Origin of the sequence: Curtobacterium sp. Leaf183, from assembly GCF_001424385.1 — a bacterium.
GTDB lineage: Bacteria > Actinomycetota > Actinomycetes > Actinomycetales > Microbacteriaceae > Curtobacterium.
This window is the reverse complement of record NZ_LMPO01000007.1, coordinates 323869-348917: the sequence shown is the minus strand read 5'-3', so window position 1 is coordinate 348917 and position 25049 is coordinate 323869. Positions and strand designations below refer to the sequence as shown.

Sequence of the window (25049 nt, the reverse complement as noted above, 5' to 3'; positions counted from 1 at the left end):
AGGCCGACCGCTGCCGGCCGGACGTCGGGTCCGACGTGCCGGGACCTGTCCGCTCCGCCAGGGGTACGGCGACCGGCCGATCGCGGACAGACCAGGGGGTTCGCCCACGTACTGGGGGCAAGTCGCTGCTGTCGGATGCCCCGCGCAGACCGACAGGACCCCGTGCAGGCTCGTCGGGACGTCTGCACCCAAGGGAGTGACACACGATGCAGGAACGCACCATGAAGGCGGCTCTCGCGGCCGTCGTCCTCAGCGCAGCGCTCATCGCTGCCCCGCTCGGGACCGCGACCGCGACCGCCGCGACGACGAGCCCGTTCAAGCTCTCGTTCGCGCAGAACTTCACCACCGCGATGCCGGCGAACGGGCCGTTCGCGCAGAAGTACGTCGACTCGTGGCAGCCGTACCCGGACGGGATGGGCGGTGGCGCGTACTGGTCGGGCTCGCAGGTCAGCACCCACGACGGGATGATGGACGTGACGCTGGACGGCAAGCGCGGTGCGGCGGGCACCTTCGGGTCGCGGGTCGGCGCGTGGGGTTTCGTCGGCGGCAAGTTCACCGTCCGAGCCCGTGCCACCGGCGGCGACGGCAACGGCGCGGCGTTCATCCTCTGGCCGACCTCGAACGTCTGGTCCGAGGGTGAGATCGACTTCCCGGAGAGCAACTTCGAGGACTCGCCGATGCTGCACCAGCACTCGATGACCCCCGGCAAGGAGGACCTCGCGACGAGCGTCTCGACCCGGGCGTCATGGCGCGACTGGCACACCTACGCGGTCGAGTGGATCCCGGGCAAGTCGGTCAAGTACTACCTCGACAACAGGCTGCTGACGACCGTCACCCGAGACGTGCCCCGGACACCGCACCGCTTCATGTTCCAGGTCGGCAACTGGGGCGCGAAGGGCCACCTCTACATCGACTCGGTGAGCACCTACACGTACAAGCCCTGACGCCGGGCGGGGGCGTCGGTCGTCGGTCGTCGGTCGCTAGAGCACCACGCCGTCCCAGCGCGGTCCCGCGCCGGTCACCACGACACGGCGGGGTTCGTCCGGGACGTCGTCCGGGTCGAGGTCGTCGACCGCGGGGACGGTCTCGGCACCCGTCGCGCGGGAGATCTCCACGTCGAGGAGGCTGTCGCTGATGCCGTCGACCATCCCCCGACCCCACTCCACGACGACGATCGCCCCGTCCCAGTCGAGGTCGAGGTCGTCGAGCTCGACCGGGTCGGACAACCGGTAGGCGTCGACGTGCACGAGGTCCGGGCCGGCCGTCGTCGGGTGGGTCCGGGCCAGGACGAACGTCGGGCTCGACACCTGCCCGCGAGCCCCGAGCGCGGCCCCGAGCCCGCGGGTCATGGTCGTCTTGCCGGCACCGAGCGGCCCCGTCAGCACGACGAGGTCACCGGCGCGCAGGACCGCTGCGAGGCGGGCACCGAGCTCCCCCATCGCGTCCGTGCTCGCGATCGTGGTGTCGAGCAGGACGCTCACGCGTGGTCCCCGCGCAGGTACTCCCCGACACGCCCCTCGACGGAGTGCCCCTCGTACACCCGCTGCACGCGGGCGCCGATTCGGCAGACGATCTCCTCGCCGATGGTGTCGAGCGCCGAGCCCCACTCGAGCACGGTCATCTCGTCGTGCTCGCCCGTGCCGAACAGCACGACCGTGTCGCCCACCCGCACGTCGTCGTCGCCGACGTCGACCAGGAACTGGTCCATCGCCACACGACCGGCGACCGGGTAGCGCGTGCCGCCGATCGCGACCTCGACGCGGCCCTGCGCGAGCCGCGGGACACCGTCGGCGTACCCGACGGGCACCAGGGCGAGCGTCGTCTCGCGGTCGGTCCGGTACGTGTAGTCGTACGAGACGCCCGTCCCGGCCGGCACCCGCTTGGTCTTGGCGACCGAGGCGGTCAGGGTCATCACCGGCTCGAGCCCGAGGTCGGCCGCCGAGACGCCGTCCGCGCCGGGGATCCCGAACAGGTTCGCGCCCATCCGGACCATGTCCCTGCGGTACTCCTTGCGCTCGAGGCCCGCGAGCGACGCCGCCACGTGCTCCATCGGCAGGTCGAGCCCGAGGTCCTCGGCGCGTTCCACGGCCTGGTCGAACCGGGACACGGCCGTGGCGTCGTCCTGGTCCGAGGACTCGGCCAGGTGCGTGTAGGCCGCGACGACCTCGATCCGACCAGCGCGCTGCGCATCGCGGGCGAGCTCGACCAGCGCCGGCCAGTCGTCGAGCGAGGCACCGTCACGGTGCAGCCCCGTGTCGACGCCGAGGTGCACGCGCGCCGGCCGCTGGTCGACCGCGTCGACGACGCGCTGCAGCTCGGCGACGTTCGAGACGCCGAGGTCGACGGCCGAGTCGATCGCGTCGCGGAAGTCGAGTCCGGGGTCGTGCTGCCACGTGAACAGGTGGACGTCCTCGCCCACACCGATCGCCCGCAACCGGAGCGCGGCGGGCACGGTCAGCACCCCGATCCAGCGGACACCGGCGTCCACCGCGGCGAGCGCGATCGGCTCGAGACCGTGCCCGTAGGCGTCGGCCTTCATGATCGCCATCACCTCGACGGGGTCCATCCAGTCGCGGACCAGGTCGAGGTTGGCGCGGTAGGCGTCCAGGTCGATGACCGCCTGGCGCAGGGGCGCGCTCACGTCGTCCTCCGTTCGATGCTCTGCCCGAGTCGGGCGACCACCTCGTAGTTGATCGTCCCGACCGCGGCGGCCCAGTCCTCGACCGCGGGGTCGCCGTTCGCGGGGTCGCCCCACAGCACGACCTCGTCGCCCACGCTGACCTCGGCGTCACCGATGTCGACGTGCATCGCGTTCATCGCGACCCGGCCGACCACCGGGAACCGACGGTCACCGATGCGGACGGAGACGCGGTTGCCGAACGCACGGTCGAACCCGTCGGCGTACCCGAGCCCGATGACCGCCAGTCGCGTGTCGGTCTGGGCACGCCAGGTGTACCCGTAGCTGACGCCGTCACCGGCCGGCACCACGACCGTCCGGAGCACCGAGGCGGTCAGGCGCATCGCGGGGCGCAGGCCGAGGTCGGCGGACGTCCGGTCGGCGAACGGGCTGAGGCCGTACAGCGCGATGCCGACCCGGGCCAGGTCGCGACGGGTCTCGGGCAGCGCGATGCCGGCAGCGCTGGCGGCCAGGTGCACGACGTCGGGGCGGATGCCGCGCGCGGCCAGTCCGTCGAGTGCCCGCTGCAGCGCGGCGTCCTGGTCGAGGTCGTCGGTGCGCGAGGCGTTCGACAGGTGCGACATCAGCCCCTCGACCCGGGTCCGGGCGCCGCTGCGGGCGAGGGCACCGGCGCGGTCGAAGAGCTCGGCCCACTCGGACTCGACGGCACCGTTGCGGCTGAGCCCCGTGTCGACGCAGACGTGCACGGCGGGGACCTCGGCGTCGGCCGCGCTCGAGAGCTGCTCGACGCTCGACACCGCCGGGGTGATGCCGTACTGCGCGGCGCGACGGAAGTCCTCGTCCGGGGCGTGCAGCCAGGCGAGGACCCGCACGCCCTCGTCGATGCCGGCCTGCCGCAGCGCGATGCCCTCGTCGATGTCGGCGACGCCGAGCCACTCCGCGCCGGCGTCGACGAAGGCCCGGGCGGCGTCAGCCGCACCGTGTCCGTACCCGTTCGCCTTGACGACCGCGACGACGCCGGACGGGGCCACCTGGTCGGCGACGGTCGCGTAGTTGGCGATCAGCGCCTCCCGATCGACCGTGATGCCCGTGAACGCACTCACTTCGCCCTCCCCCCGACGATCAGGGACAGAACCGCCGCCTGGCGATCGACCGTGATGCCCGTGAACGCACTCAAATCCTGTCCCCTGTTCCCTCGAGGACCACGAACGCCGTCGCGATCCCACCGTCATGCGAGAGCGACAGGTGCACCGAGGTGACCCCACGCGCTGCCGCGACCTGCTGTGCCTCGGCGTGGAGCGCCAGTGACGGGTTCCGCTGGTCGTCCGAGACGACCTCGAGGTCCTGCCAGCTCAGCCCCGCGCTCGATCCGAACGCCTTGATCAGGGCCTCTTTCGCGGCGAACCGCGCCGCGAGCGAGGCGACCGGGCGCGGCTCGCCGTCCCGGATCTGCTCCGACGGGGTGAACAGGCGCGTCCGCATCGCCGGCGTGCGCGTCAGCACCCGCTCGAACCGTTCCAGGTCGACGACGTCGACCCCGATGCCGATGATCACGACGCGACTACTCGACGGTGACCGACTTCGCGAGGTTGCGTGGCTGGTCGACGTCCAGGCCCTTGGCGGCCGCGAGCTCCATGCCGAACATGTGCAGCGGCGCGACGGCGAGCAGCGGCTCGAACAGCGGCGTCGCGAGTGGGATCCGCAGGACCTCGTCGGCGAAGGGCAGCACGGCGGCGTCACCTTCTTCGGCGATGGCGATCACCCGGGCGCCGCGTGCGCGGATCTCCTGGATGTTCGACACGACCTTCGGGTGCAGCGACCGGGCGTCACGGGGCGACGGGACGATCACGAAGACGATCTGGCCCGGCTCGATCAGCGCGATCGGACCGTGCTTCAGCTCGCCGGCCGCGAAGCCCTCGGCGTGGATGTAGGCGAGCTCCTTGAGCTTGAGCGCACCCTCGAGCGCGATGGGGTACCCGACGTGGCGGCCGAGGAACAGCACGCTGCGGGTGTCCGCCATCCACTTCGCCAGCTCGGCGACCCCGGCGGCGTCCTCGATGGTCTGCTGCAGCTTGGCCGGCAGCCCCTCGAGCTCCGTGACCTGGTCGGCGATCTGCTCGGCCGTCATCGTGCCGCGCAGCGTCGCCAGGTGCAGCCCGAGCAGGTACAGCGCGACGCCCTGCGCCAGGAACGCCTTGGTCGACGCGACGGCGACCTCGGGGCCGGCGTGGGTGTAGATGACCGCGTCGGACTCGCGCGGGATGGTCGCCCCCTGGGTGTTGCAGATCGAGAGGACCTGCGCACCCTGCTCTCGCGCGTACTTGACGGCCATGAGCGTGTCCATGGTCTCGCCGGACTGGCTGATCGACACCACGAGCGTGTTCTCGTCGAGCACCGGGTCGCGGTACCGGAACTCGTGCGCGAGCTCGACCTCGACCGGCACGCGTGCCCACTGCTCGATGGCGTACTTGCCGAGCATGCCCGCGTACGCCGCGGTGCCGCACGCGATGACGATGACGCGGTCGACGTGCTGCAGGCGCTCGGCGATCGGCTCGAGGTCCGTCAGGGTCACGGCCCCCTCGTGCACGCGGCCGAGGATCGTCTTGGCGACCGCCTCGGGTTCCTCGCTGATCTCCTTCGCCATGAACGAGGACCAGCCGCCCTTGTCGGCTGCCGAGGCGTCCCAGTTGACCTCGAACTCGCTCGGCGTGGCCGGGGTGCCGTCGAAGTGGATGACGTCGACGCCGTCGGGGCGGATCGTGGCGATCTCGTCCTGTCCGATCGACAGTGCGCGCTGCGTGTACGCGACGAACGCCGCGACGTCCGAGCCCATGAAGTTCTCGCCGTCGCCGAGTCCGACCACGAGGGGCGAGTTGCGTCGGGCGCCCACCACGACGCCCGGCTGGTCGGCGTGCACGACCAGCAGCGTGAACGCGCCGTCGAGTCGCTGGACGGCCTGCTGCATGGCGGCGGTCAGGTCACCGGTCTGACGGAAGGCGCGGGCGACGAGGTGTGCGGCGACCTCGGAGTCGGTCTCGCTGAGGAACTCGACACCCTCGGCGACCAGCTCGTCCCGCAGCGAGGAGAAGTTCTCGATGATGCCGTTGTGGATGAGCGCGAGCTTGCCGCCGTCGGCCAGGTGCGGGTGCGCGTTCTCGTCGGTCGGGCCGCCGTGGGTCGCCCAGCGGGTGTGGCCGATGCCGGTGCCGCCGTCGGCGATGGGGTGCGCATAGAGTTCGTCGACGAGGGCCTGGAGCTTGCCCGCCTTCTTCGCCGAGGTCAGGTCACCGGCGGGGTCGATGACCGCGATGCCGGCCGAGTCGTACCCGCGGTACTCCAGCCGACGCAGACCCCCCAGGAGCACGTCCGTGCTGCTGTTGCTGCCGACGTAGCCCACGATTCCACACATGGCGACGATCCTACGATGCGCCCGGCGCCACGCACTGCGAAGGAGCAGGCCCCGGGGATACCGTGACCCACATGGGACGTTTCGACGAGATCGCCATCACCACGCTGCACGGCGAGCAGACCACCTTCGGCGAGTACGGCGACAAGGCGGTGCTCGTGGTCAACGTCGCGTCGCGCTGCGGGCTCGCGCCGCAGTACGAGCAGCTCGAGGAGCTCCAGAAGACCTACGGACCGCGCGGCTTCACGGTCCTGGGGTTCCCGAGCAACCAGTTCCTGCAGGAGCTCGGCTCGTCCGAGGCCATCGACGAGTACTGCTCCACCACCTGGGGCGTCACGTTCCCGATGTCCGAGAAGGTCAAGGTCAACGGCATGGGCGCCCACCCCCTCTACAAGGAGCTCAAGCAGACCCCGGACGCCAGCGGCAAGGCGGGGCGCGTCATCTGGAACTTCGAGAAGTTCCTGGTCGCCCCGGACGGCACCGTCTCCCGCTTCCGCCCGACGACCAAGCCGGATGCCCCCGAGGTCATCGCCGCCATCGAGGCGGCGCTGCCCGCCTGAGCGGTCGCGCCCAGCGCGACCTCGGCACCGGACGGGAGGCCCCGGTCACCCGCGCCGGTCGGCGCACGTGATCCTCCCCATCGGGCACGGCCGGCCCGCCGCTGGCGCGTCGGTCCGGAACCGGCCGACGTGGGCCCCGCCTCCCGTCTGTACGCTCGATCCCATGCCGATCCCGGAGACCGCCGTCGCGCACCCGACCCCCTTCGTGGAGATCCCGCGCGCGGAGTGGGCGCAGCTCGCTCCGAAGGAGCACCTGTCCCTCACCGAGACGGAGATCGTCCAGCTCCGCGGCCTCGGCGACCGGCTCGACATGCAGGAGGTGCAGGAGGTCTACCTCCCGCTCTCCCGGCTCCTGACGCTGTACGCCGCCGGTGCGCGTGACCTGCACGCCGAGACCAGCCGCTTCCTGGGCGAACGGGCGAGCCGGACGCCGTTCGTCATCGGTGTCGCGGGCTCGGTCGCCGTCGGCAAGTCCACCGTGGCGCGACTGCTGCGGGAGCTGACGAAGCGCTGGCCGGACACACCCCGGGTCGAGCTCGTGACCACGGACGGGTTCCTGTACCCGAACGCCGAGCTCGAGCGCCGCGGGATCATGGACCGCAAGGGCTTCCCCGAGTCCTACGACCGGCGCTCCCTGCTGCGCTTCGTCAGCCAGGTGAAGAGCGGCGCGACCGAGGTCCGGGCGCCGTTCTACTCGCACCTGGTCTACGACATCGTGCCCGACGCCGAGGTCGTCGTGCGGCAGCCGGACATCCTGATCGTCGAGGGGCTCAACGTGCTCGCTCCACCGCTGCACGGACGCCTGGCGCTGTCGGACCTGTTCGACTTCACGATCTACGTCGACGCGAAGACCCGCGACATCGAGGCCTGGTACGTCGACCGGTTCCTGGCGCTGCAGGAAGAGGCCTTCGCCAGCCCGGACTCGTTCTTCCACCGGTTCGCGAGCCTGTCCCGCGAGGACGCCGTGCGCACCGCGACCGACGTCTGGCGAGCGATCAACGAGCCGAACCTGGTCGAGAACGTGCTGCCGACGCGCTCCCGGGCGACCCTCGTGCTGAAGAAGGGCGCGAACCACAAGGTGAACTCGGTCCTGCTCCGCAAGATCTAGCCCGGCGGAGCGGCCGGCCGGCGCCGTCGCGCGCCTCCCCGCTGGCGCGCCTGGCAGCCGCGGTGCGGACCGGTGGCGCACAACGAAAACCCGTTCGAACCACGGGCAGCCGTGGTTCGAACGGGTTTCGGTTGATCAAGTACGAACGGCACCGCGGCAGCACCGCCGGCGCGGCAGCACCCCTAGGCCGCGTCGAGCGCCAAGCGCTCCTCGACGACGGCGGCGAGCTCCTCGGCCACGCGCTGCGCCGTCTCCTGCGAGGCAGCTTCGACCATCACGCGCACGACGGGCTCGGTGCCCGAGGGGCGCAGCAGCACGCGGCCGGTGTCACCGAGCGCTGCCGAGGCGGCAGCGACGGCGTCCTGCACGCCCTGGTCGGCCAGCCCGTGCCGGTCCACGCCCTTGACGTTGAGGAGCACCTGCGGGAACACGGTCATGCACGCGGCGAGCTCCTGCAGGGTCTTGCCCGTCCGTGCCATCTCGGCGACCAGGTGCAGCCCCGTGAGGATGCCGTCGCCGGTGGTCGCGTACTCCTGGAAGATGATGTGGCCGGACTGCTCGCCACCGAGGGAGTAGCCGCCCTCGTTCATCTTCTCGAGCACGTACCGGTCACCGACGCCGGCCTCGACCACGGTGATCCCCGCGTCGGCCATCGCCCGCTTCAGTCCGAGGTTCGACATGATCGTCGCGACGAGCGTGTCGGACACCAGGTGTCCGCGTTCCTGCAGCGACAGCGCCAGGATCGCCATGATCTGGTCACCGTCGATCGCGTTGCCCCGGGCGTCGACGGCCAGGCAGCGGTCGGCGTCGCCGTCATGGGCGATCCCGACGTCGGCGCCGGCTTCGAGCACGGCACGAGCCAGGTTGTCGATGTGGGTCGACCCGACACCGTCGTTGATGTTCCAGCCGTCCGGGTCGGCACCGATCAGGGTGACCCGGGCGCCGGCGTTCACGAAGACCTCGGGCGAGACACCCGCGGCGGCCCCGTTGGCACAGTCGAGCACCACGTGGATGCCGTCGAGCCGGTGCGGGAGCGTCGACAGCAGGTGCACGACGTAGCGGTCCTCGGCGTCCGCGAAGCGCGTGATCCGCCCGACGCCGATGCCCGTGGGCGTGGGTGCCGACTGGTCGTGCATCGCGGCTTCGATGCGGTCCTCGACCTCGTCGGGGAGCTTCTTGCCGCCCGTGGCGAAGAACTTGATCCCGTTGTCGGGGGCCGGGTTGTGCGACGCGGAGATCATCACGCCGAAGTCGGCGTCGATGTCCGCGACCAGGAACGCGGCAGCGGGGGTCGGGATGACGCCGGCGTCGAGCACGTCGACCCCGGCGGAGGCGAGCCCGGCTGCCACAGCAGCGCCGAGGAACTCGCCGGAGACGCGCGGGTCGCGCGCCAGGACCGCGCGAGGGCGCGGTCGACCGGACGCCCGACGGGCGTCCGCATGGTGTCCGTGCGTGAGCACGGCCGCGCTCGCCTGGGCAAGGCCCAGTGCGAGCGCGGCCGTCAACTCGCCGTTGGCGAGGCCACGAACGCCGTCGGTTCCGAAGAGACGCGGCATTGCGATCGGGTTCGCCGTGCGACTAGCGCTTCGAGAACTGCGACGCCTTGCGGGCCTTCTTGAGACCGGCCTTCTTGCGCTCGATGACGCGGGCGTCACGGGTGAGGAAGCCGGCCTTCTTGAGGGTGGCGCGGTTGTTCTCGCGGTCGATCTCGTTCAGCGTGCGCGCGATGGCCAGGCGGAGCGCGCCGGCCTGGCCCGAGGGGCCGCCACCCGTGATGCGGGCGGTCACGTCGTAGGAGCCGAGGAGCTCGAGCACCTTGAACGGGTCGTTGATGAGCTGCTGGTGCAGCTTGTTCGGGAAGTAGTCCTCGAGCGTGCGGCCGTTCACGACGAACGTGCCGGAACCCGGGACGAGCCGGACGCGCGCGATTGCTTCCTTGCGGCGCCCGACGGCACCGCCGGAGACGTTGAGGATCTGACGGGGAGCGGCCTCGGCAGCGGCGGGTGCGCTCTCCGTGGTGAAGCTCTCGGGGGTCTGGTCGAGGGAGTCAGCGATCTGAGCCATGAGTTTTCTCTCGTTCTTGGAAGTCGTCGTGGCCGCTGTTACTGCGAGACCTGGTCGAAGATGTACGTCTTGGGCTGCTGCGCGGCGTGGGGGTGCTCGGGACCCGCGTACACCTTGAGCTTCTTGAGCTGCTCGCGGCCCAGCGTGTTCTTCGGGAGCATGCCGCGGATCGCCTTCTCGACGGCGCGGGTCGGGTGCTTCTCGAGCATCTCCGGGTAGGAGGTCGCGGTGAGGCCGCCCGGGTAGCCCGAGTGGCGGTAGTAGACCTTCTTCGCGAGCTTGGAGCCGGTGAGGGCGACCTTGTCCGCGTTCACGATGATGACGAAGTCACCCATGTCCATGTGCTGGGCGAAGGTGGCCTTGTGCTTGCCGCGGAGCAGGGCGGCGACGTGCGAGGCGAGACGGCCGAGGACGACGTCGGTCGCGTCGATGACGATCCAGTCGTGCTGGACGTCTGCCGGCTTCGGTGAGAACGTGCGAGTCACAGGAGTGCTGCTTTCGTGTCGAGGTGAGGAGTCCGTGAATCCCACTCCGGTGAGGTGTTCTGGCGGGTGACACCCGCTGAACGCCCCGGTGGAGGGCTCATCTGACTGTCTGGCGCACAACGGCGCGCAGACCAAGGTGAGAGCCTACCGGACGCCGCTCGCACCGGTCAACCGCAGCGTGCCCCGGGACGGACAGGAGGCCCGGTGCCGGCTGGCACCGAGCCTCCTGTCCGCTGTTGCTACGCGGCGCTGACGCGGCGACGACGCGCGACGAGCACGCCCGTCCCCGCGGCGAGCAGCAGCAGCGCGGCGGCGATCCCGCCACCGAGCTCCGCACCCGTGAACGCCAGCTGGCCGGTGGCCGGGTCGATCGTGATGGTCGTCCACCCGATCAGGGACCCGTCGGCCGCGGTCACGGCGAGACGGTGCGGACCGGAGGACGCGTCCGCGGGGATGGTCACCCGGACCGTCCCGTCGGCGGCCACCGTCTCGGTGCCCAGCAGCACCGTGTCGGAGAACAGCCAGACCGACACGCGCTCACCGGCGTGTGCGGTGCCGACACCGACGGTGATCGTCTCGCCCGGACGGGCCGACGCCGGAGCCGTCACGCCCCCGCGGTCCGCGTCCGTGAGGGACGACTCCGACGGCGCAACCGGCGCGGGGACCGGCGTCGTCCCGCCCGGCGTCGGGGTCGGGGTCGGGGTCGGGGTCGGGGTCGGCGATCCACCGTCGCCCGGCGTCCCACCGTCGCCCGGCGTCTCGCCGTCGCCCGGCGTCCCACCGTCACCCGGCGTCCCACTGTCGGCCAGGTCGAACCCGACCAGGATCGGGTCGTGGTCACTCGCCCGGTACACGTCGTCGGTGTACAGGTCCGTGACGTTGTAGTTGTAGCGGCTGTACTCCAGGCCCACCGACTCGACCGAGTTGATGTTCCAGATGTCCACACCGGTCACGGTCGCGAGGGCAGCAGGCGACGCGAGCACGTGGTCCAGCGACCCGCTCAGGCCGGAGAACACGTACGACCACTCCGACGAGTCCAGCGCCGGACCGAGGTCCGTGTAGCCCGCGTCGCCGAGGACGACCATCGGGTCCTCCTTGCTGTAGGCGTTGAAGTCGCCGAGCATGAACACCTTGTCCGTGCCGTACTGCTGCTGCATCGCGGTGGAGAAGGTCACGAGGGCCTTCGCCTGCCGCACGCGGTCCGCGTTGGAGGCGCCCTGGCCGTCGCCCTGGTCGGCGTTCTCGCCGGTGCCGGAGCCCTTCGACTTGAAGTGGTTCGCGATCACCAGGAACTCGTCGTCCGCGCTGCCGCCGACCGGGCGGAACGCGTCCGCGACGGGCTGCCGTGCGTTCGTGAACGCGGAGTCCAGCAGGATGGTCGACTCGCCGGTGGGCGCGACCCGGGCCGTCTTGTAGATCAGGGCGAGACGGATGACGTCCTCGCTGGCGGGCAGCGTCTTCGGGGACGGAACGTACGCCCAGGTGTCGCTGCCGGTCGCCGCGTTCAACGCGCCGACGAGGGTGGCGACGGCCGCGTCACGGTCCTGCCCGAACTCGCGGGAGTTCTCGATCTCCTCGAGCGAGACCACGTCCGCGCCCAGGCCGTTGATGGCCTTGACGATCTTGACCTGCTGGCGCTCGAGGTCCTCCTGCTCGGCGGCACCGCGGGCGTCGCAGCCCGAGTTCACCGTGACCGGGTCGCCCTCGCGGTCGGTGTAGTACGAGCAGCCGGTCAGCTCGTCACCCGTGGTCGGGAAGTAGTTCAGGACGTTGAAGCCGGCGAGCTTGACGTCACCGCCGACGTCGGCGGGCTTCGCGGTGCGCACGTTCGAGAACGTCGTCGGCAGGTCGGCCTTCGGGGTCGCCCCCGTGATCGGCGACGTGGGCTGGAACTTCCACGCGTTGTTGCGGTAGTCCATGACGACGGGCTTCGTGAAGGTGGCGGCAGCGCCGACCGTGACCGGAGCGTCGTTCGTCAGCCACGAGACCGGGATCGACTGGTTCGCCTTCGACAGGAAGTTCGTGCTGCCGCCGTCGTCGAGCGTGACCTTGCGTGCGGCGTTGTCCGCGGCGACGGCGAGCGCCGCCGGGGTTCCGGGACGCGCGACCTCGGTCGGCTGGACGAGCCGCTTCGTGCCGCTGGCCAGGACGACCTCGCCGTACTGGTTGGTCGTGTAGTTGTCCGCGACCGTGTAGTCGCCCTGCGGTGCGACGAGCATGCTCTCGAGCGACTCGCGCTGGGCGTCGGTGGCGGGGAAGGCGACGGCGGCGGGCTGCGGCGCGGCGACCGTGTCGGCCAGCTTCGTCATGCCGCCGGCGGCCACGGTCAGCTCGGTCAGGCCGGAGTACTCCGACACCGCGCCCGTGAGCTGCACGTGGTCGCCCTCGCGGACGTCACCGGCGGTGGCGGCCGAGTACACGAACACCGCGTCGGACGCCGTGTGCGCGGTCAGGTCGAGGGCGCCCCCGGTGCCGGGGGTCTGCACGGTGTAGCCGTCGAACCCGCCGGTGGCGTAGACCGCGGTGACGACGCCGCTCGTGACGACGTTCCTGCCGACGAACGGCGAGGTGTCCGTCGTGCCCTGGAGCTGCGCGATCGTGACCGCCTCGGCGGGGTCGGTCGGTGCGGGCGTGCCCGGGTCGGTCGGTGTCGTCGGGTCGGTCGGGGCTGCCGTCTCGCCCGCCGAGTTCGTCGGGGTGACCGACGACGACAGCGTGAAGTCCGCCGCGTTGTCGTCGGTGTCCACGGCGCCGGGGGCCCGGACGAGGGCGTCCGGCACGCCGTTGGCGGTGCCGGTCGTCGCGGGCGCGGTCTCGAACGTGTTCGAGGTGCCGTAGCCCAGGACGTCGACGACACCGGTGGTCCCCGCGGACACCGAACCCACGGGCAGCGTCAGCGCCGACGCCTGGTCGGAGAGCACGAGCGTGCCCGACGAACCCGAGGCGTTCAGCGTCGACACCACGTCGGGCGTCGGGAGTGCTGCACCGTTCGTGCCGTTCGAGCCGCCCTGCACCAGGTAGGTGCCGTGCGCCGGGACGGACCCGGTCAGGGGCACGACGGTGGTGGACCCCGCGGAGGCGGCGGCGGCGCGGTACTGCAGCGACCAGCCATCGACCGCCACGCTGGCGTCGGTCGGGTTGGCGATCTCGACGAACTTGTTCGTGAACGGCTGCTTCGCGCTGCCGCCCTTCAGGTAGGCCTCACCGATGACGAGACCGGTGCCCGCGGTGTCCGCGCTGGCTGTGGTGGCGGTTGCGAGTGGTGCGGCGAGGAGTGTCGCGGCGACCGTGGCGCACAGCAGGGTGCGCCGGACGTTCGTGGGCATGCTGACCTTCTGGTCGGGGGCGGGGAACCCTCAGACCGTACAGACCTGCAGGGTCCTTCAGGTTTCGACCAGGTGAACCATTGCAGACGGCAACATCCGCGGACGGGTCGTCAGGTGCCGACCGGCAGCCACTCCCGACCCACCCGGTGCACCGCGGGACCGTGCCCCGGCAGCACGATCTCGGGGATCGGCAGCGCGCCGGCGGACTCGACCGCCTGGGCCTGGTCGTGCGTGAAGAACGGCGGGATCATCCGCGGGCGGGGGCTCCACGACCCGGGTTGCGTGTCGTGGTGCGAGACGACCGCGTCCCCGGTGACGATGGCGTCGGCGGCCGGCAGCAGGTAGGCGGTGGAGCCGTCGGTGTGGCCGGGCGCGGGGAACGGCGTGATCGCGCGTCCCTCGAAGTCGTGGCCGGTGAAGGCGCGGGCCGCGGACACGGCGACCGGTCGCAGTGCGTCGGACCGGACAGCCCGCGCCAGCCACCGCAGCACCCGCGGCGACGCGAGCCGCCCGCCGATCCCGGCCGGGGTGACCTGCTGACGCGCCGGCCCGCGGACGTTGTCGAGCTCCGCCGCGTGGGCGAGGACCTCGACGTGCGGGAACAGCTCGAGGATGCCGGGGATGCCGCCGACGTGGTCGACGTGCCCGTGCGTGACGTACACGCGACGGAGGTCCCCGAGGTCGTGGCCGGCGTACCGGACGGTGTCGAGCACGAGCCCGGTGTCGGCCGGGTACCCGGCGTCGATCAGGGCGACCCCGTCCTCTTCTGCCAGGACGACCCAGTTCGACACCGGACCCTCGACGAAGACCACACCGGGAGCGACGGAGACGACGGACCGGGGTTCGCGGGAGCTCATCCCCCGACGCTATCCGAGGACCCGGGCTCGGTCCGACGTGCCCGGGTCTGCGCGGCACGTCCGGCGAGCTCGTGGTCGGACGGGTACCCGACCTCGGTCAGCGTCAGCCCCCGTGCGGGTGCGACCTTGAACGCGCTGGTCCGCTCCCCCGCCACGCGGAGTTCCTCGAGGCGCTCGGCGCCGAACCGGCCCTCGCCGACGGCGATGGTCGCCCCGACCATGGCCCGCACCATCGAGTGGCAGAAGGCATCGGCCTGGAGGCTCGCCACCAGCACGCCGTCCGGCTCGCGGTCCCAGCGGAACGCCTGGAGCGTCCGGATCGTCGTCGCACCCTCGCGCGGCTTGCAGAACGCCGCGAAGTCGTGCAGCCCCAGCAGCGTCAGCGCACCGCGCTCCATCGCCGCCGGGTCCAGACGCCCCGGGTACCAGAGCGTGTGCCCGCGACGACGGGGGTCGTACACGGCATCGGCGTCCGCGACGCGGTACTCGTAGCGTCGCCAGAGCGGCGAGAACCGGGCGTCGAAGCCGTCCGGAGCGACCGACGCCCCCGTGACGACGACGTCGCCGTCCGCCCCGGCGATCCCGTTCACGCGCTTGACGAGCCCGTCGAGCGGTCCGCGCTGCGCTCCGTCGGCCGTCGCACGCCGCGGCCGCGCCAGTGCCGCCCACTGCGCGGCGTCGAGGTCGAGGTGCGCGACCTGCCCGGTGGCGTGCACACCCGCGTCGGTGCGGCCCGCGACGGTCAGCTGCGGCGGCTCGCCCCACCGGGTGAACACCGTGGCCAGAGCGGCCTCGAGCGCGCCCTGCACGGTCCGCAGTCCGGGCTGCCTGGCCCACCCGGAGAACGCCGCCCCGTCGTACGCGACGTCCAGCCGGAGCCGCACGGTTCCTCCACTCACACCGCAACGGTACCGACGTCAGCGCCGAGTCAGCGCCACGTGAGTGCCCGGCGGCACGATCGACCTCGACATCGACGCGACCGTCGACGTCCCACCGGAGAAAGGAACCGACGATGACCACGACACCCCTCGCGGTCGAGGCGATCGGCCTCGTGAAGACGTTCGGGCAGAACCGTGCCGTGGACGGCGTCGACCTCCGCGTCGAGGCCGGCACCGTGTACGGCGTGCTCGGGCCGAACGGCGCCGGCAAGACCACCACGATCAGCATGCTCGCGACGCTCCTCAAGGCCGACGGCGGCGAGGCCCGCGTGTTCGGGCACGACGTGCGCCGTGAGGCCCAGCAGGTCCGTCGGCTCATCGGCGTCACCGGCCAGTACGCCAGCGTCGACGAGACCCTGAGCGCGACCGAGAACCTCGTCGTCTTCGCGAGGCTGCTCGGGCTCAGCCGGGCCGAGTCGAAGCGCAAGTCGCACGAGCTGCTCGAGCGCTTCGGCCTGACCGAGGCGGCGAACCGTCCGCTCAAGGCGTTCTCCGGCGGCATGCGCCGGCGGCTCGACCTGGCGGCGAGCCTCATCGCGCAGCCCCCGCTGATCTTCCTCGACGAACCGACCACGGGTCTCGACCCGCGCACCCGGGCGCAGATGTGGGACACCATCCGCGAGCTCGTCGCGACCGGGTCGACGGTCCTGCTCACGACGCAGTACCTCGACGAGGCCGACCAGCTCGCCGACCGCATCGCGGTGATCGACCACGGCCGGGTCGTCGCCGAGGGCACGAGCGACGAGCTCAAGGCCTCGATCGGCACCGCGTCCCTGCAGCTCCGGCTGGCGGATGCGCTGCGGCTCGACGCCGCGCGCACCATCGTCCGCACCGCGCTCGGCGTCGACGCGGTCGTCAGCCCCGAGGGTTCCCGGCTGACCGCCCCGATGACCGACCCGGACCGGGTGACCGACCTACTGGTGTCGTTCCGCGACGCCGGCATCTCCCTCGCCGAGATGAGCGTGCAGAAGCCGACGCTCGACGAGGTCTTCCTGACCATCACCGGCTCGCCGACCGCCGACGCGGCTGACGACGCCGACCGCGAGCTCGAAGGGAGCCTCGCATGACCACCCTGACCCCCACCGCTCCGACCACGCCCCGCATCGCACCACGACCCGGCGTCGGTGGGACCGGCCTCGGCGCGACCGTGCGCCAGTCCCTGACGATGGCGTACCGCGGGCTGATCAAGGTCCGTCGCACGCCCGAGCAGCTGTTCGACGTCACCCTCATGCCGATCGTCTTCACCGTGATGTTCACGTACATCTTCGGCGGCGCGATCGCCGGCAACGTGGCGGCCTACCTGCCGATCATCATCCCGGGCATCCTCGTCCAGACGAACATCACGTCGTCTATCGTCACGGGCGTGCAGCTCCGCGAGGACATGGACAAGGGCGTGTTCGACCGGTTCAAGTCGCTGCCGATCGCCCGGATCGCGCCCCTGGCCGGAGCGCTGCTGGCCGACACGGTCCGCTACGCCATCGCCACGACGATCACCTTCGTGGTCGGCATCGTGATGGGGCTCCGTCCGGCGCACGGCGTGTGGACGGTCGTCGTCGCCGGACTGCTCGTCATCGTCGTCGCCTGGTCGATCAGCTGGGTCTTCGCCTACTTCGGTGTCGTCGCCCGCACCGCGTCCAGCGTCTCCGGCATCTCGAACCTGGTGCTGTTCCCGCTGACGTTCCTGTCGAACGCGTTCGTGCCGGCGGACACCCTGCCGAGCTGGCTGCGCTGGTTCTCCGAGGTGAACCCGATCTCGCACCTCATCACCGCCGTGCGCGAGCTCGTGAACCACGGTGTCGTCCGCGGCGACCTGGTCTTCTCGCTGGTGGGCGCAGCGGTGGTCGTCGCGGTGTTCGCCCCGCTGACCGTCCGCGCCTACATGCGGAAGGCGTGACGGACGCCCAGCTCCTCGAACAGCAGGCGTGCCCGCGCGACGGCCTCGGCCCGGTCCCACCCGGTCGAGGCCGTCTCGGCGTCCGCGACCGTCTGCTCGCCGACCACGTCGACCACCAGGGGCCGCAGGCGGTCGTGTGCGAGCACCGCGAAGTCCTGCCGCGACCCGAAGCGCCGGGCCAGCGCCCAGCACCGCGCAGCCTCGCCGTGCCGTCCGCTCCGCGCAGCCGCGACGGCGAGACCGAGCAGCGCCGTCCCGACCACGGGCAGGTCGAGCCACCGCGGGTGCAACCGCAGCATCACGAGCGCCTGCACGCGGAGGGTGCGGGCAACGGCCTGGAGGTCCGGTGCGGTCCCGGCGGTCCGGCCGGCCGCCGCCTCGTCCTGCGCCGCGATCCGGGCCGCGCCCGCCATCAGGACCCAGTGCGGCACGGTCCGGCGGCTCGGGAGCACGACGTCCCACGCCTGGACGTACGCCGTCGCAGCGGCGTCGAGGTCCCCGGTGCTGCGGGCGCACTCGGCGCCGATGGCGATCGCCAGCACCGCGGTCTGCGCCGCGTCGCCGTCCGGCCCACCCCGGTTCGCGACCGGCTGGTGCGCGAGGTCGGCGGCGATCGCCCGGGCCTGGACGACGTCCCCGGTCGCTGCGGCGCACAGGCCGACGGTCCAGCCGATCTCGTACAGGTCGTCCTCGGCCCCGAACACCTCGAGCCGGTCCCTGGCCAGGTCCGCGACGGCCAGCGCCTCGGCGTGACGGCCCGTCTGCGCGAGCAGCTGGGTCCTGGTGACCGCCCCCGAACCGAGCGCCCAGGCGTCGTCGACCTGTCGGGCCAGCGCGATGGCGCGGTCCGAGAAGGCGAGGGCCCTGGCGGACTCGCCGTCGTTCTCGGCCAGGGGTGCGCTGAGTGTGTACGCCAGACACGACACCGCGTGGTCCGGGGAGTCACGGTACCGGCCGAGCAGGTCGAGCCCGCGCTCGGGGCGGCCGAGGGTCAGGAGCAGTGCGGCCTGGGCGTCGAGCACCGGCACGCCCGTCGAGCCCTGCCGGGTGGTCCGGCGGAGGGTCGAGATCGCGAGAGCGGCCGTGCGCCGGTCGCTGAACGCCGCTGACCCGCCGACCAGCACGAGTCCCAGGACCGTGGCCGCCCGGTCCCCGGGGGCCGGTTCGGCCGTCCGCAGGACCGCGACCACCTCGGGCGCGAGGGCGACCACCTCGCCGTGTGCGCCGCGGAGCGTCCAGTACCCGCCCAGCGCCGAGAACACCTGCGCGACGCTGGTGCGGTCAGCGTCCTGCAGACTCCAGCGCAGCAGCGTGACCAGGTTGTCGGCCTCGCGGGCGATCTCGCGGAACCACCGGCGCTGGGCATCGCCCGTCGCGGTGAACAGGGGCCGGGACCCGGCGAACGTCCGACCCCAGTGCACCATCGCGTCCCGGACCGCCCGGGTGGCGTCGCGGTCGCGCAGCCGTGCGGCACCGAACTCCCGGACGGTCTCGAGCAGCCGGTAGCGCACGGGCTCCCCCTCGTGCTCGACGAGCTGGACGAGGGACTGCTCGACCAGCTCGGCCAGGTCGTCGAGCGCGTCCTGCCGGCGGTCGGGAGCCGCGACGGCCTCGACCGCGTCCACCGCGAGCCCGTCCGGGAAGAGCGCCAGGCGCGGCAGCAGGTCCTCGGCCCCCGCGTCGAGCAGCCGCCAGCTCCACTCGATCACCGCGAGCAGCGTCCGGTGTCGCTCGGGGGCGCTCCGGTCACCTCCGCGGAGCAGGGCGAACCGGTCGTCCAGGCGCCGCTCGATCTCGTCCGTGCTCATGCCGCGGATCCGGGCGGCGGCGAGCTCGATCGCGAGCGGTGACCCGTCCAGCCGTGTGCAGATCCGACGCACGGCGTCGACGGGCAGGACCGCTCCGGGCCGGGCTGCCCGGGCACGGTCGGTGAACAACCGGACCGCGGCCCCGTCGGCGTCGACGGGCAGGGGCGCGAGCGGGGCGACGACCTCGCCGGCGATCGCGAGCGGCGCCCGCGAGGTGGTCAGGACGCGCAGCGACGGCAGCACCGCGAGCAGGTCCGCGACGACGGAGGCGACGTCCTCGACCAGGTGTTCGCAGTTGTCCAGCACGAGCACGGTCGGTTCGTCGCCGAGCGCGCGGAACACCCGGCTGCGCAGGTCAGCGGCGACGGCGTCGCGCAGGGAACGGACACCCCGGACCTCGGCGATCCCCAGCAGGGCTCCGAGGGCGGGGACGATGTCCTCGCCCGAGGTCAGTGAGGCCAGCTCGAGGACGACCACCCCGTGGTCATCGCGCACGGCTGCCGCGACCGCCTGCGCCAGCCGGGTCTTGCCGAGCCCACCGGCGCCCAGGACCGTCACCAGCCGCTCGTGGGACAGCAGCTCCGTGACGGCGGCGACCTCGGCCTCCCGTCCGACCAGCGCGTTGGGCGATGCCCGCAGCCCGACCCGGCGGACGGATCCCGAAGCGGACGCGGACCGGCGCAGCAGGTCGGCGTTCAGCCGGACCAGGTCGGCGGACGGGTCGGCGCCGAGCCCCTCGGCCAGGTGTTCCCGGTGCGCGGCGAACACGGCGAGCGCCTCGGTCGTCCGACCGGCGGCGGCCAGGGCTCGCATCGCGCCCCCGACCGCGACCTCGTCGAAGGGGTCACGATCGGCTTCCTCGCGCCAGACCACGGCTGCGGAGCCGGCGTCGCCCGACGCCGTCAACGCGGCGCCGAGCGCCCGACGCAGACCGGTCCGCGCCGCGGACGCGCGGCCTGCGAGCGTCTCGCCCAGGTCGCCCTCGACGTCGGCACCCGGGTCGCCCTGCCACAGGTCCAACGCGTGTTCGACGTCCCGCCGGTCGTGCTCGACGCTGCCGGCCACCCGCTCGGCGCGGGTCAGGTCGACGTCGTCGGCCGGGACGCCCAGGGCGTACCCGGTGCTCGTCGACGTGACGAGGCCGTCCGCCGTGCTCCGGCGCAGCCGCGAGACCAGTGTCTGCAGTGCCGCGCGAGCACCCCGCGGCGGGGCGTCACTCCACAGCTCGTCGATGAGCGTCTCGGTGCTCAGCGCGTGCCCGCGTGCCAGCACGAGCGCCACCAGGAACGACCGCGCGAGTGCCCCCGGCACCGGCGCCAGCGCACCGTTCGGGTCCTCAGCGAGGACGGGCCCGAGGACGGCGAGGCGGGGGTGCTGCGGCACGGGACGAGTCTACGGAGCCCGTGGTTCGACCGTGGCCGCACGCACCGCTCCGGTGCCGTCAGTGCGGCGTCTGCGCCGACCTGGCGGAACCGAACGGTCCGGTCTTCGTGTCGATGTCCGCGGTGGCCCGGCGCTCCGACTCGACGATCCCGCGCAACGACACCAGCGCCGCTGAGGTGACCGCGACGTGCGACGGGTTCGAGCGGGAGGCGTCCAGGGCGCGCTCGACCTCCGCGATCGCCCGGTCGGCCTCGTCCTCCGGGCTCTCGCCGCGGATCACGCAGGCGATCTGGTCGAGCGCCGTCGCCAGGGGTTCGGCGAACTCCGGATCGGGGCGCCCGATCCCCTCGGCCACGGGTCCCGACCGGGCCACCAGCTCGGTGAGGTCCGTCGTGTACCAGGCGACGCGCTCGAGGGCGCGGAACCGGGCCCCGTCCTGCTGCAGGCGGGCCCGCGAGCCGCGGAGTGCGCCACGTGGGTTGATCTTCCGGCTCTCGTGCGCGATCGACACCCGCGAGCGCACGTCGGCGATCGCGCGGTCCAGCCGGTCCTGCTGCCGGTCCCAGGCGGCGACGTCACGCTTGCCCTCCCGCATGACCGTCGCTAGGCCGTCGAGGTGGTCGGCGAGGACCCCGTTCACCGCGTCGATCCGGTGCTCGGCGTCCCAGAAGTGCAGCGGCGGGAACACCAGGAAGTTCACGAGCAGGCCGACGACCACGCCGACGGCCATCTGCACGAGGTACCCGAGCGAGTAGCCCTCCGCGTGCGCACCTCCGACGAGCAGCACGAACAGCGCCGCGGTCGACACCCACGAGCTGCCCTCCCCGAGGACGCGGAACCCGCCGACCAGCACGCCGATGCCGACGGCAAGGGCGACCGCCAGGATCCCCGGGTCACCGACCCACATCGTGAACCCGGCGACACCGATCCCGAGCGCGATGCCGACGAGTGTCTGGATCCCGCTGCGCAGACCGGCGAAGACCGTCGTCTGCATGGCGATCACCGCCCCGAGCGGAGCGTAGTAGGGGTACTCGGAGGCGACCCCTGGGACGTGTCGGGCCACGAACCACGCGAGCGCAGCGGCCCCCGCGGCCTTGGCGGCGTGCAGCAGGCGCGGCTGTGTGCCGGACGTCCGGCTCCATCGCCAGAGCCGTGTCCCCACCCCCGCGACGTGATCGAATCCCATGTGTGTCCTCCGTGGTGTCGGCCCCCACCCGGTAGGCCGACCGGTCACCATACGTGCGCCCCGCTGGGAGCGCGGCTGGCCCCGCGCTCCCCGGATGCGCGGTGCTCCCCGGGAAGCGCGGTGCTCCCCGGACGCGGAACGACCCCCGCAGCGTGCGCTGCGGGGGTCGTTCCGGTGGTGCAGGTGCGACTACTTGGCGTCGTCGGCCTTCTCGGCGGCGTCGGCCTCGACCTCGGCGGCAGCCGGGGTCTCGGACTCGGACTCGACGGGAGCGGACTCCTCGGTGGTCTCGGTCGACTCGACCGGGGCCTCCTCGGTGGTCTCGGCGTCGGTCTCGTCCGCGGTCGGCTCCGTGGCGGGCGCAGCGGCGGCCGGAGCAGCGTTGCGCGTCACCGGTGCCGGCGTGCTCGAGACGGGCTCGAGGACGAGCTCGATCGACGCGAGGGGCGCGTTGTCGCCCTTGCGGAAACCGAGCTTCGTGATGCGGGTGTAGCCGCCCTGGCGCTCGGCCACCTGGGGCGCGATCTCCGTGAACAGCGTGTGCACGACGGTCTTGTCACGCAGGGCCGCGATGACCCGACGACGAGCGTGCAGGTCGCCACGCTTCGCGAACGTGATGAGACGCTCGGCGACCGGACGCAGGCGCTTGGCCTTGGTCTCGGTGGTGGTGATGCGGCCGTGCGTGAACAGGGCGTTGGCGAGGTTGCTCAGGAGCAGGCGCTCGTGGGCGGGACCGCCACCGAGGCGGGGGCCCTTGGTGGGCTTCGGCATGTCAGTTCTCCAGTGGTGAAAGAGTGGTGCGCGCCGTGACGACGCGCGTGCGCATCAGCGCGAGGTCAGTTGCTGGACTCGTCCTCGTCGTACCCGCTGTAGAAGTGGGCGCCGTCGAATCCGGGGACGGTGTCCTTGAGGGACAGGCCGAGCTCGGTGAGCTTGTCCTTGACCTCGTCCACCGACTTCTGACCGAAGTTGCGGATGTTCATGAGCTGCGTCTCCGACAGGGCGACGAGCTCGGACACCGTGTTGATGCCCTCCCGCTTCAGGCAGTTGTAGCTGCGGACCGACAGGTCGAGGTCCTCGATCGGGGTCTGCAGTTCGTTCGAGAGCACGGCGTCGACCGGCGCGGGGCCGATCTCGATGCCCTCGGCGGCCGTGTTGAGCTCGCGGGCGAGCCCGAACAGCTCGACGAGCGTGCGACCGGCCGACGCGATGGCGTCGCGCGGCGTGATGGCCGGCTTCGACTCGACGTCGACGACCAGGCGGTCGAAGTCCGTGCGCTCACCGGCACGCGTCGCCTCGACGCGGTAGGTGACCTTGAGGACCGGGGAGTAGATCGAATCGATCGGGATCTGACCGGCCTCGCTGAACTCCGAGCGGTTCTGCGTCGCCGAGACGTAGCCGCGGCCACGCTCGATGGTCAGCTCGAGCTCGAAGCGCGCGGTGTCGTTCAGGGTCGCGATGACGAGGTCCGGGTTGTGGATCTCGACACCGGCCGGGGCGGAGATGTCCGCCGCGGTGACCTGTCCGGCACCCTGCTTGCGCAGGTACGCGGTGATCGGCTCGTCGTGCTCGCTGGAGACGACCAGGCTCTTGATGTTGAGGATGATCTCGGTGACGTCTTCCTTGACACCGGGGACGGTGCTGAACTCGTGGAGGACGCCGTCGATGCGGATGCTGGTGACAGCCGCGCCGGGGATCGAGGAGAGGAGCGTGCGGCGCAGCGAGTTGCCGAGGGTGTAGCCGAAGCCAGGCTCGAGCGGCTCGATGACGAAGCGCGAGCGGTGCTCGGAGATCGACTCCTCGGTCAGGGTGGGGCGCTGTGCAATGAGCACTGTGGGATTCCTTTCGGCGAAGTGTCCGCTATATGACACTTGGCGGTACGACGGGGCCGACCGGGCCCCGACGGGTCTGTTGAGTTGTGATCACGCGTACTGACGTACGCGATCGAACGACCAGGAATGGCCGCCCCCGCTCGCTCCTACGGGGAGACGTCCCGCTCCGCTGGAGGGAACGCCTCGTCCGGTCAGGGTACGAGCGGGGAACGGCCGGTTGCTCCTCGCGTCAGACGCGGCGGCGCTTGGGCGGGCGGCACCCGTTGTGCGCCTGCGGCGTGACGTCGTTGATCGAACCGACCTCGAGGCCAGCGGCCTGCAGGGAACGGATCGCGGTCTCGCGACCCGAACCCGGGCCCTTCACGAAGACGTCGACCTTCTTGACGCCGTGCTCCTGCGCCTGACGCGCAGCGGACTCGGCGGCGAGCTGCGCCGCGAACGGCGTCGACTTGCGCGAGCCCTTGAAGCCGACGGCACCCGAGGACGCCCAGCTGAGGACGGCACCCGACGGGTCGGTGATGCTGACGATCGTGTTGTTGAACGTGCTCTTGATGTGGGCCTGGCCCACGGCGACGTTCTTCTTCTCCTTGCGGCGCGGCTTGCGCGCGGCAGTCTTGGGGGTAGCCATGATGATCTCCTATCGGGCCTTCTTCTTGCCTGCCACGGTGCGCTTCGGTCCCTTGCGGGTACGCGCGTTGGTCTTCGTGCGCTGACCGCGCACCGGGAGACCGCGACGGTGACGAAGCCCCTCGTAGCTGCCGATCTCGACCTTGCGGCGGATGTCGGCTGCGACCTCGCGACGGAGATCACCCTCGACCTTGTAGTTGCCCTCGATGTGGTCACGGAGGGCGACCAGCTGGTCGTCGGTGAGGTCCTTGACGCGGATGTCACCGGAGATACCGGTGTCCGCGAGCGTCTTGACCGCTCGGGTGCGGCCGACGCCGTAGATGTACGTGAGTGCGATCTCCACGCGCTTCTCGCGCGGGATGTCGACGCCTGCTAGACGTGCCATGTGATGGCTGCTCCTGTTGTCGATGGAGGTGTGGCGCAGTACCGGTGCTCGGGCCTCCGCCCCGAGGTGTCCCCCGCCGTCCGGCACTGGGCCGGACAAGGGTTCTGGTACTGCGTGTTCGATGTTGAGTTGTGCTCCTGCGCAGGCCGTCCAGAGGACGATCCGGTCAGGCAGCGCAGGACTAGCCCTGGCGCTGCTTGTGACGCGGGTTGCTCTTGCAGATCACCATGACGCGGCCCTTGCGGCGAATGACTCGGCAGTGCTCGCAGATGGGCTTGACGCTGGGGTTGACCTTCATTGCTGATTCCTCGTGCTCGCTGGCTTCGTGCTCGGCGGGTTCGCCGAGTCGTTCCTTTCCAGCTCGCGGATCACTTGTAGCGGTAGACGATCCGGCCGCGGGTCAGGTCGTACGGGCTCAGCTCCACGATCACGCGGTCCTCGGGGAGGATGCGGATGTAGTGCTGGCGCATCTTCCCGGAGATGTGCGCGAGGACCTTGTGCCCATTGGTCAGCTCAACGCGGAACATCGCGTTGGGCAGAGCTTCGAGCACC

The 25049-nt window shown here is 71.7% G+C and carries 24 protein-coding genes; 5 read left to right on the top strand and 19 right to left on the bottom strand.

Translation table 11 applies throughout. The features are described from left to right. Positions 1-221 precede the first annotated feature (221 nt). On the top strand, positions 222-944 hold the full coding sequence (locus ASG04_RS06150) for a glycoside hydrolase family 16 protein (RefSeq protein WP_235515450.1): 723 nt from the start codon (positions 222-224) through the stop codon (positions 942-944). Positions 945-980: 36 nt separating this feature from the next. Here ASG04_RS06150 and tsaE read toward each other — a convergent pair whose 3' ends face one another. The 5 genes from tsaE to glmS all read right to left on the bottom strand — a co-directional run bounded on the left by tsaE (position 981) and on the right by glmS (position 6047). After that, positions 981-1439 carry a tRNA (adenosine(37)-N6)-threonylcarbamoyltransferase complex ATPase subunit type 1 TsaE gene (tsaE, locus tag ASG04_RS06145; protein ID WP_056121641.1) on the bottom strand — a complete coding sequence of 153 codons (459 nt, stop codon included), beginning with the start codon at positions 1437-1439 and terminating at the stop codon, positions 981-983. Positions 1440-1477: 38 nt separating this feature from the next. Beyond that, positions 1478-2641 carry an alanine racemase gene (gene alr, locus ASG04_RS06140; RefSeq protein WP_056121484.1) on the bottom strand — a complete coding sequence of 388 codons (1164 nt, stop codon included), beginning with the start codon at positions 2639-2641 and terminating at the stop codon, positions 1478-1480. Continuing rightward, complete coding sequence (alr, locus tag ASG04_RS06135) at positions 2638-3741, bottom strand: alanine racemase (protein WP_056121483.1); 1104 nt, start codon at positions 3739-3741, stop codon at positions 2638-2640. Before alr (ASG04_RS06135) ends, alr (ASG04_RS06140) begins: the two co-directional genes overlap by 4 nt. A gap of 70 nt (positions 3742-3811) precedes the next feature. Next, positions 3812-4192: a holo-ACP synthase gene (locus ASG04_RS06130; RefSeq protein WP_056121481.1), complete on the bottom strand. Its 381-nt coding sequence runs from the start codon at positions 4190-4192 to the stop codon at positions 3812-3814. 7 nt (positions 4193-4199) lie between these two features. Continuing rightward, positions 4200-6047 (bottom strand): glutamine--fructose-6-phosphate transaminase (isomerizing), encoded by a 1848-nt coding sequence (gene glmS, locus ASG04_RS06125; RefSeq protein WP_056121480.1) that lies wholly within the window; start codon positions 6045-6047, stop codon positions 4200-4202. Between the two features lie 71 nt (positions 6048-6118). Between glmS and ASG04_RS06120 the strand changes: the two genes are divergently transcribed. Both ASG04_RS06120 and coaA read left to right on the top strand, forming a co-directional pair. Beyond that, entirely contained in the window at positions 6119-6604 is a 486-nt protein-coding gene (locus ASG04_RS06120; RefSeq protein ID WP_056121478.1) for a glutathione peroxidase, read from the top strand. A gap of 163 nt (positions 6605-6767) precedes the next feature. Continuing rightward, on the top strand, positions 6768-7712 hold the full coding sequence (gene coaA, locus ASG04_RS06115; protein WP_056121476.1) for a type I pantothenate kinase: 945 nt from the start codon (positions 6768-6770) through the stop codon (positions 7710-7712). Positions 7713-7894: 182 nt separating this feature from the next. Here coaA and glmM read toward each other — a convergent pair whose 3' ends face one another. From glmM to ASG04_RS06085, 6 genes are all read right to left on the bottom strand, one after another. Further along, complete coding sequence (glmM, locus tag ASG04_RS06110; RefSeq protein ID WP_056121474.1) at positions 7895-9268, bottom strand: phosphoglucosamine mutase; 1374 nt, start codon at positions 9266-9268, stop codon at positions 7895-7897. 22 nt (positions 9269-9290) lie between these two features. Then, positions 9291-9776, bottom strand: a complete 486-nt coding sequence (gene rpsI, locus ASG04_RS06105; RefSeq protein WP_056121472.1) for a 30S ribosomal protein S9 — start codon at positions 9774-9776, stop codon at positions 9291-9293. Positions 9777-9814: 38 nt separating this feature from the next. Next, entirely contained in the window at positions 9815-10261 is a 447-nt protein-coding gene (rplM, locus tag ASG04_RS06100; protein ID WP_056121470.1) for a 50S ribosomal protein L13, read from the bottom strand. 239 nt (positions 10262-10500) lie between these two features. Then, a complete protein-coding gene (locus ASG04_RS06095; protein WP_056121469.1) occupies positions 10501-13587 on the bottom strand; it encodes an ExeM/NucH family extracellular endonuclease in 3087 nt (1028 codons plus the stop codon). A 110-nt stretch (positions 13588-13697) separates the two neighbouring features. Further along, complete coding sequence (locus ASG04_RS06090) at positions 13698-14444, bottom strand: MBL fold metallo-hydrolase (RefSeq protein ID WP_056121466.1); 747 nt, start codon at positions 14442-14444, stop codon at positions 13698-13700. After that, positions 14441-15343, bottom strand: coding sequence for a tRNA pseudouridine synthase A (locus tag ASG04_RS06085; protein WP_056121465.1), 903 nt, complete (start codon positions 15341-15343; stop codon positions 14441-14443). The genes ASG04_RS06090 and ASG04_RS06085 overlap by 4 nt, the downstream gene beginning before the upstream one ends. A gap of 113 nt (positions 15344-15456) precedes the next feature. Here ASG04_RS06085 and ASG04_RS06080 point away from each other — a divergent pair, with 113 nt between their 5' ends. Then, positions 15457-16449, top strand: a complete 993-nt coding sequence (locus tag ASG04_RS06080; RefSeq protein WP_056121462.1) for an ATP-binding cassette domain-containing protein — start codon at positions 15457-15459, stop codon at positions 16447-16449. Beyond that, positions 16446-17276: an ABC transporter permease gene (locus tag ASG04_RS06075; RefSeq protein WP_082517839.1), complete on the top strand. Its 831-nt coding sequence runs from the start codon at positions 16446-16448 to the stop codon at positions 17274-17276. Before ASG04_RS06080 ends, ASG04_RS06075 begins: the two co-directional genes overlap by 4 nt. Here ASG04_RS06075 and ASG04_RS06070 read toward each other — a convergent pair. From ASG04_RS06070 to infA, 8 genes are all read right to left on the bottom strand, one after another. Continuing rightward, a complete protein-coding gene (locus ASG04_RS06070) occupies positions 17258-20467 on the bottom strand; it encodes a BTAD domain-containing putative transcriptional regulator (RefSeq protein WP_056121460.1) in 3210 nt (1069 codons plus the stop codon). The two genes, ASG04_RS06075 and ASG04_RS06070, sit on opposite strands and share 19 nt — an antisense overlap. A 58-nt stretch (positions 20468-20525) precedes the next feature. Beyond that, positions 20526-21653, bottom strand: a complete 1128-nt coding sequence (locus ASG04_RS06065; protein ID WP_156463551.1) for an FUSC family protein — start codon at positions 21651-21653, stop codon at positions 20526-20528. A 189-nt stretch (positions 21654-21842) separates the two neighbouring features. Then, complete coding sequence (rplQ, locus tag ASG04_RS06060; protein ID WP_056121455.1) at positions 21843-22424, bottom strand: 50S ribosomal protein L17; 582 nt, start codon at positions 22422-22424, stop codon at positions 21843-21845. Between the two features lie 65 nt (positions 22425-22489). Then, positions 22490-23485, bottom strand: coding sequence for a DNA-directed RNA polymerase subunit alpha (locus ASG04_RS06055; RefSeq protein ID WP_056121453.1), 996 nt, complete (start codon positions 23483-23485; stop codon positions 22490-22492). 229 nt (positions 23486-23714) lie between these two features. Next, positions 23715-24113, bottom strand: a complete 399-nt coding sequence (gene rpsK, locus ASG04_RS06050; protein WP_017885507.1) for a 30S ribosomal protein S11 — start codon at positions 24111-24113, stop codon at positions 23715-23717. Positions 24114-24122: 9 nt separating this feature from the next. Next, a complete protein-coding gene (gene rpsM / locus ASG04_RS06045) occupies positions 24123-24497 on the bottom strand; it encodes a 30S ribosomal protein S13 (protein WP_056121451.1) in 375 nt (124 codons plus the stop codon). Positions 24498-24678: 181 nt separating this feature from the next. Continuing rightward, positions 24679-24795 (bottom strand): 50S ribosomal protein L36, encoded by a 117-nt coding sequence (gene rpmJ / locus ASG04_RS17045; RefSeq protein ID WP_022903266.1) that lies wholly within the window; start codon positions 24793-24795, stop codon positions 24679-24681. Between the two features lie 70 nt (positions 24796-24865). After that, the gene (infA, locus tag ASG04_RS06040; RefSeq protein ID WP_082517838.1) at positions 24866-25048 is read right to left on the bottom strand and encodes a translation initiation factor IF-1; all 183 of its coding nucleotides are present in this window, start codon (positions 25046-25048) and stop codon (positions 24866-24868) included. Position 25049 lies beyond the last annotated feature (1 nt).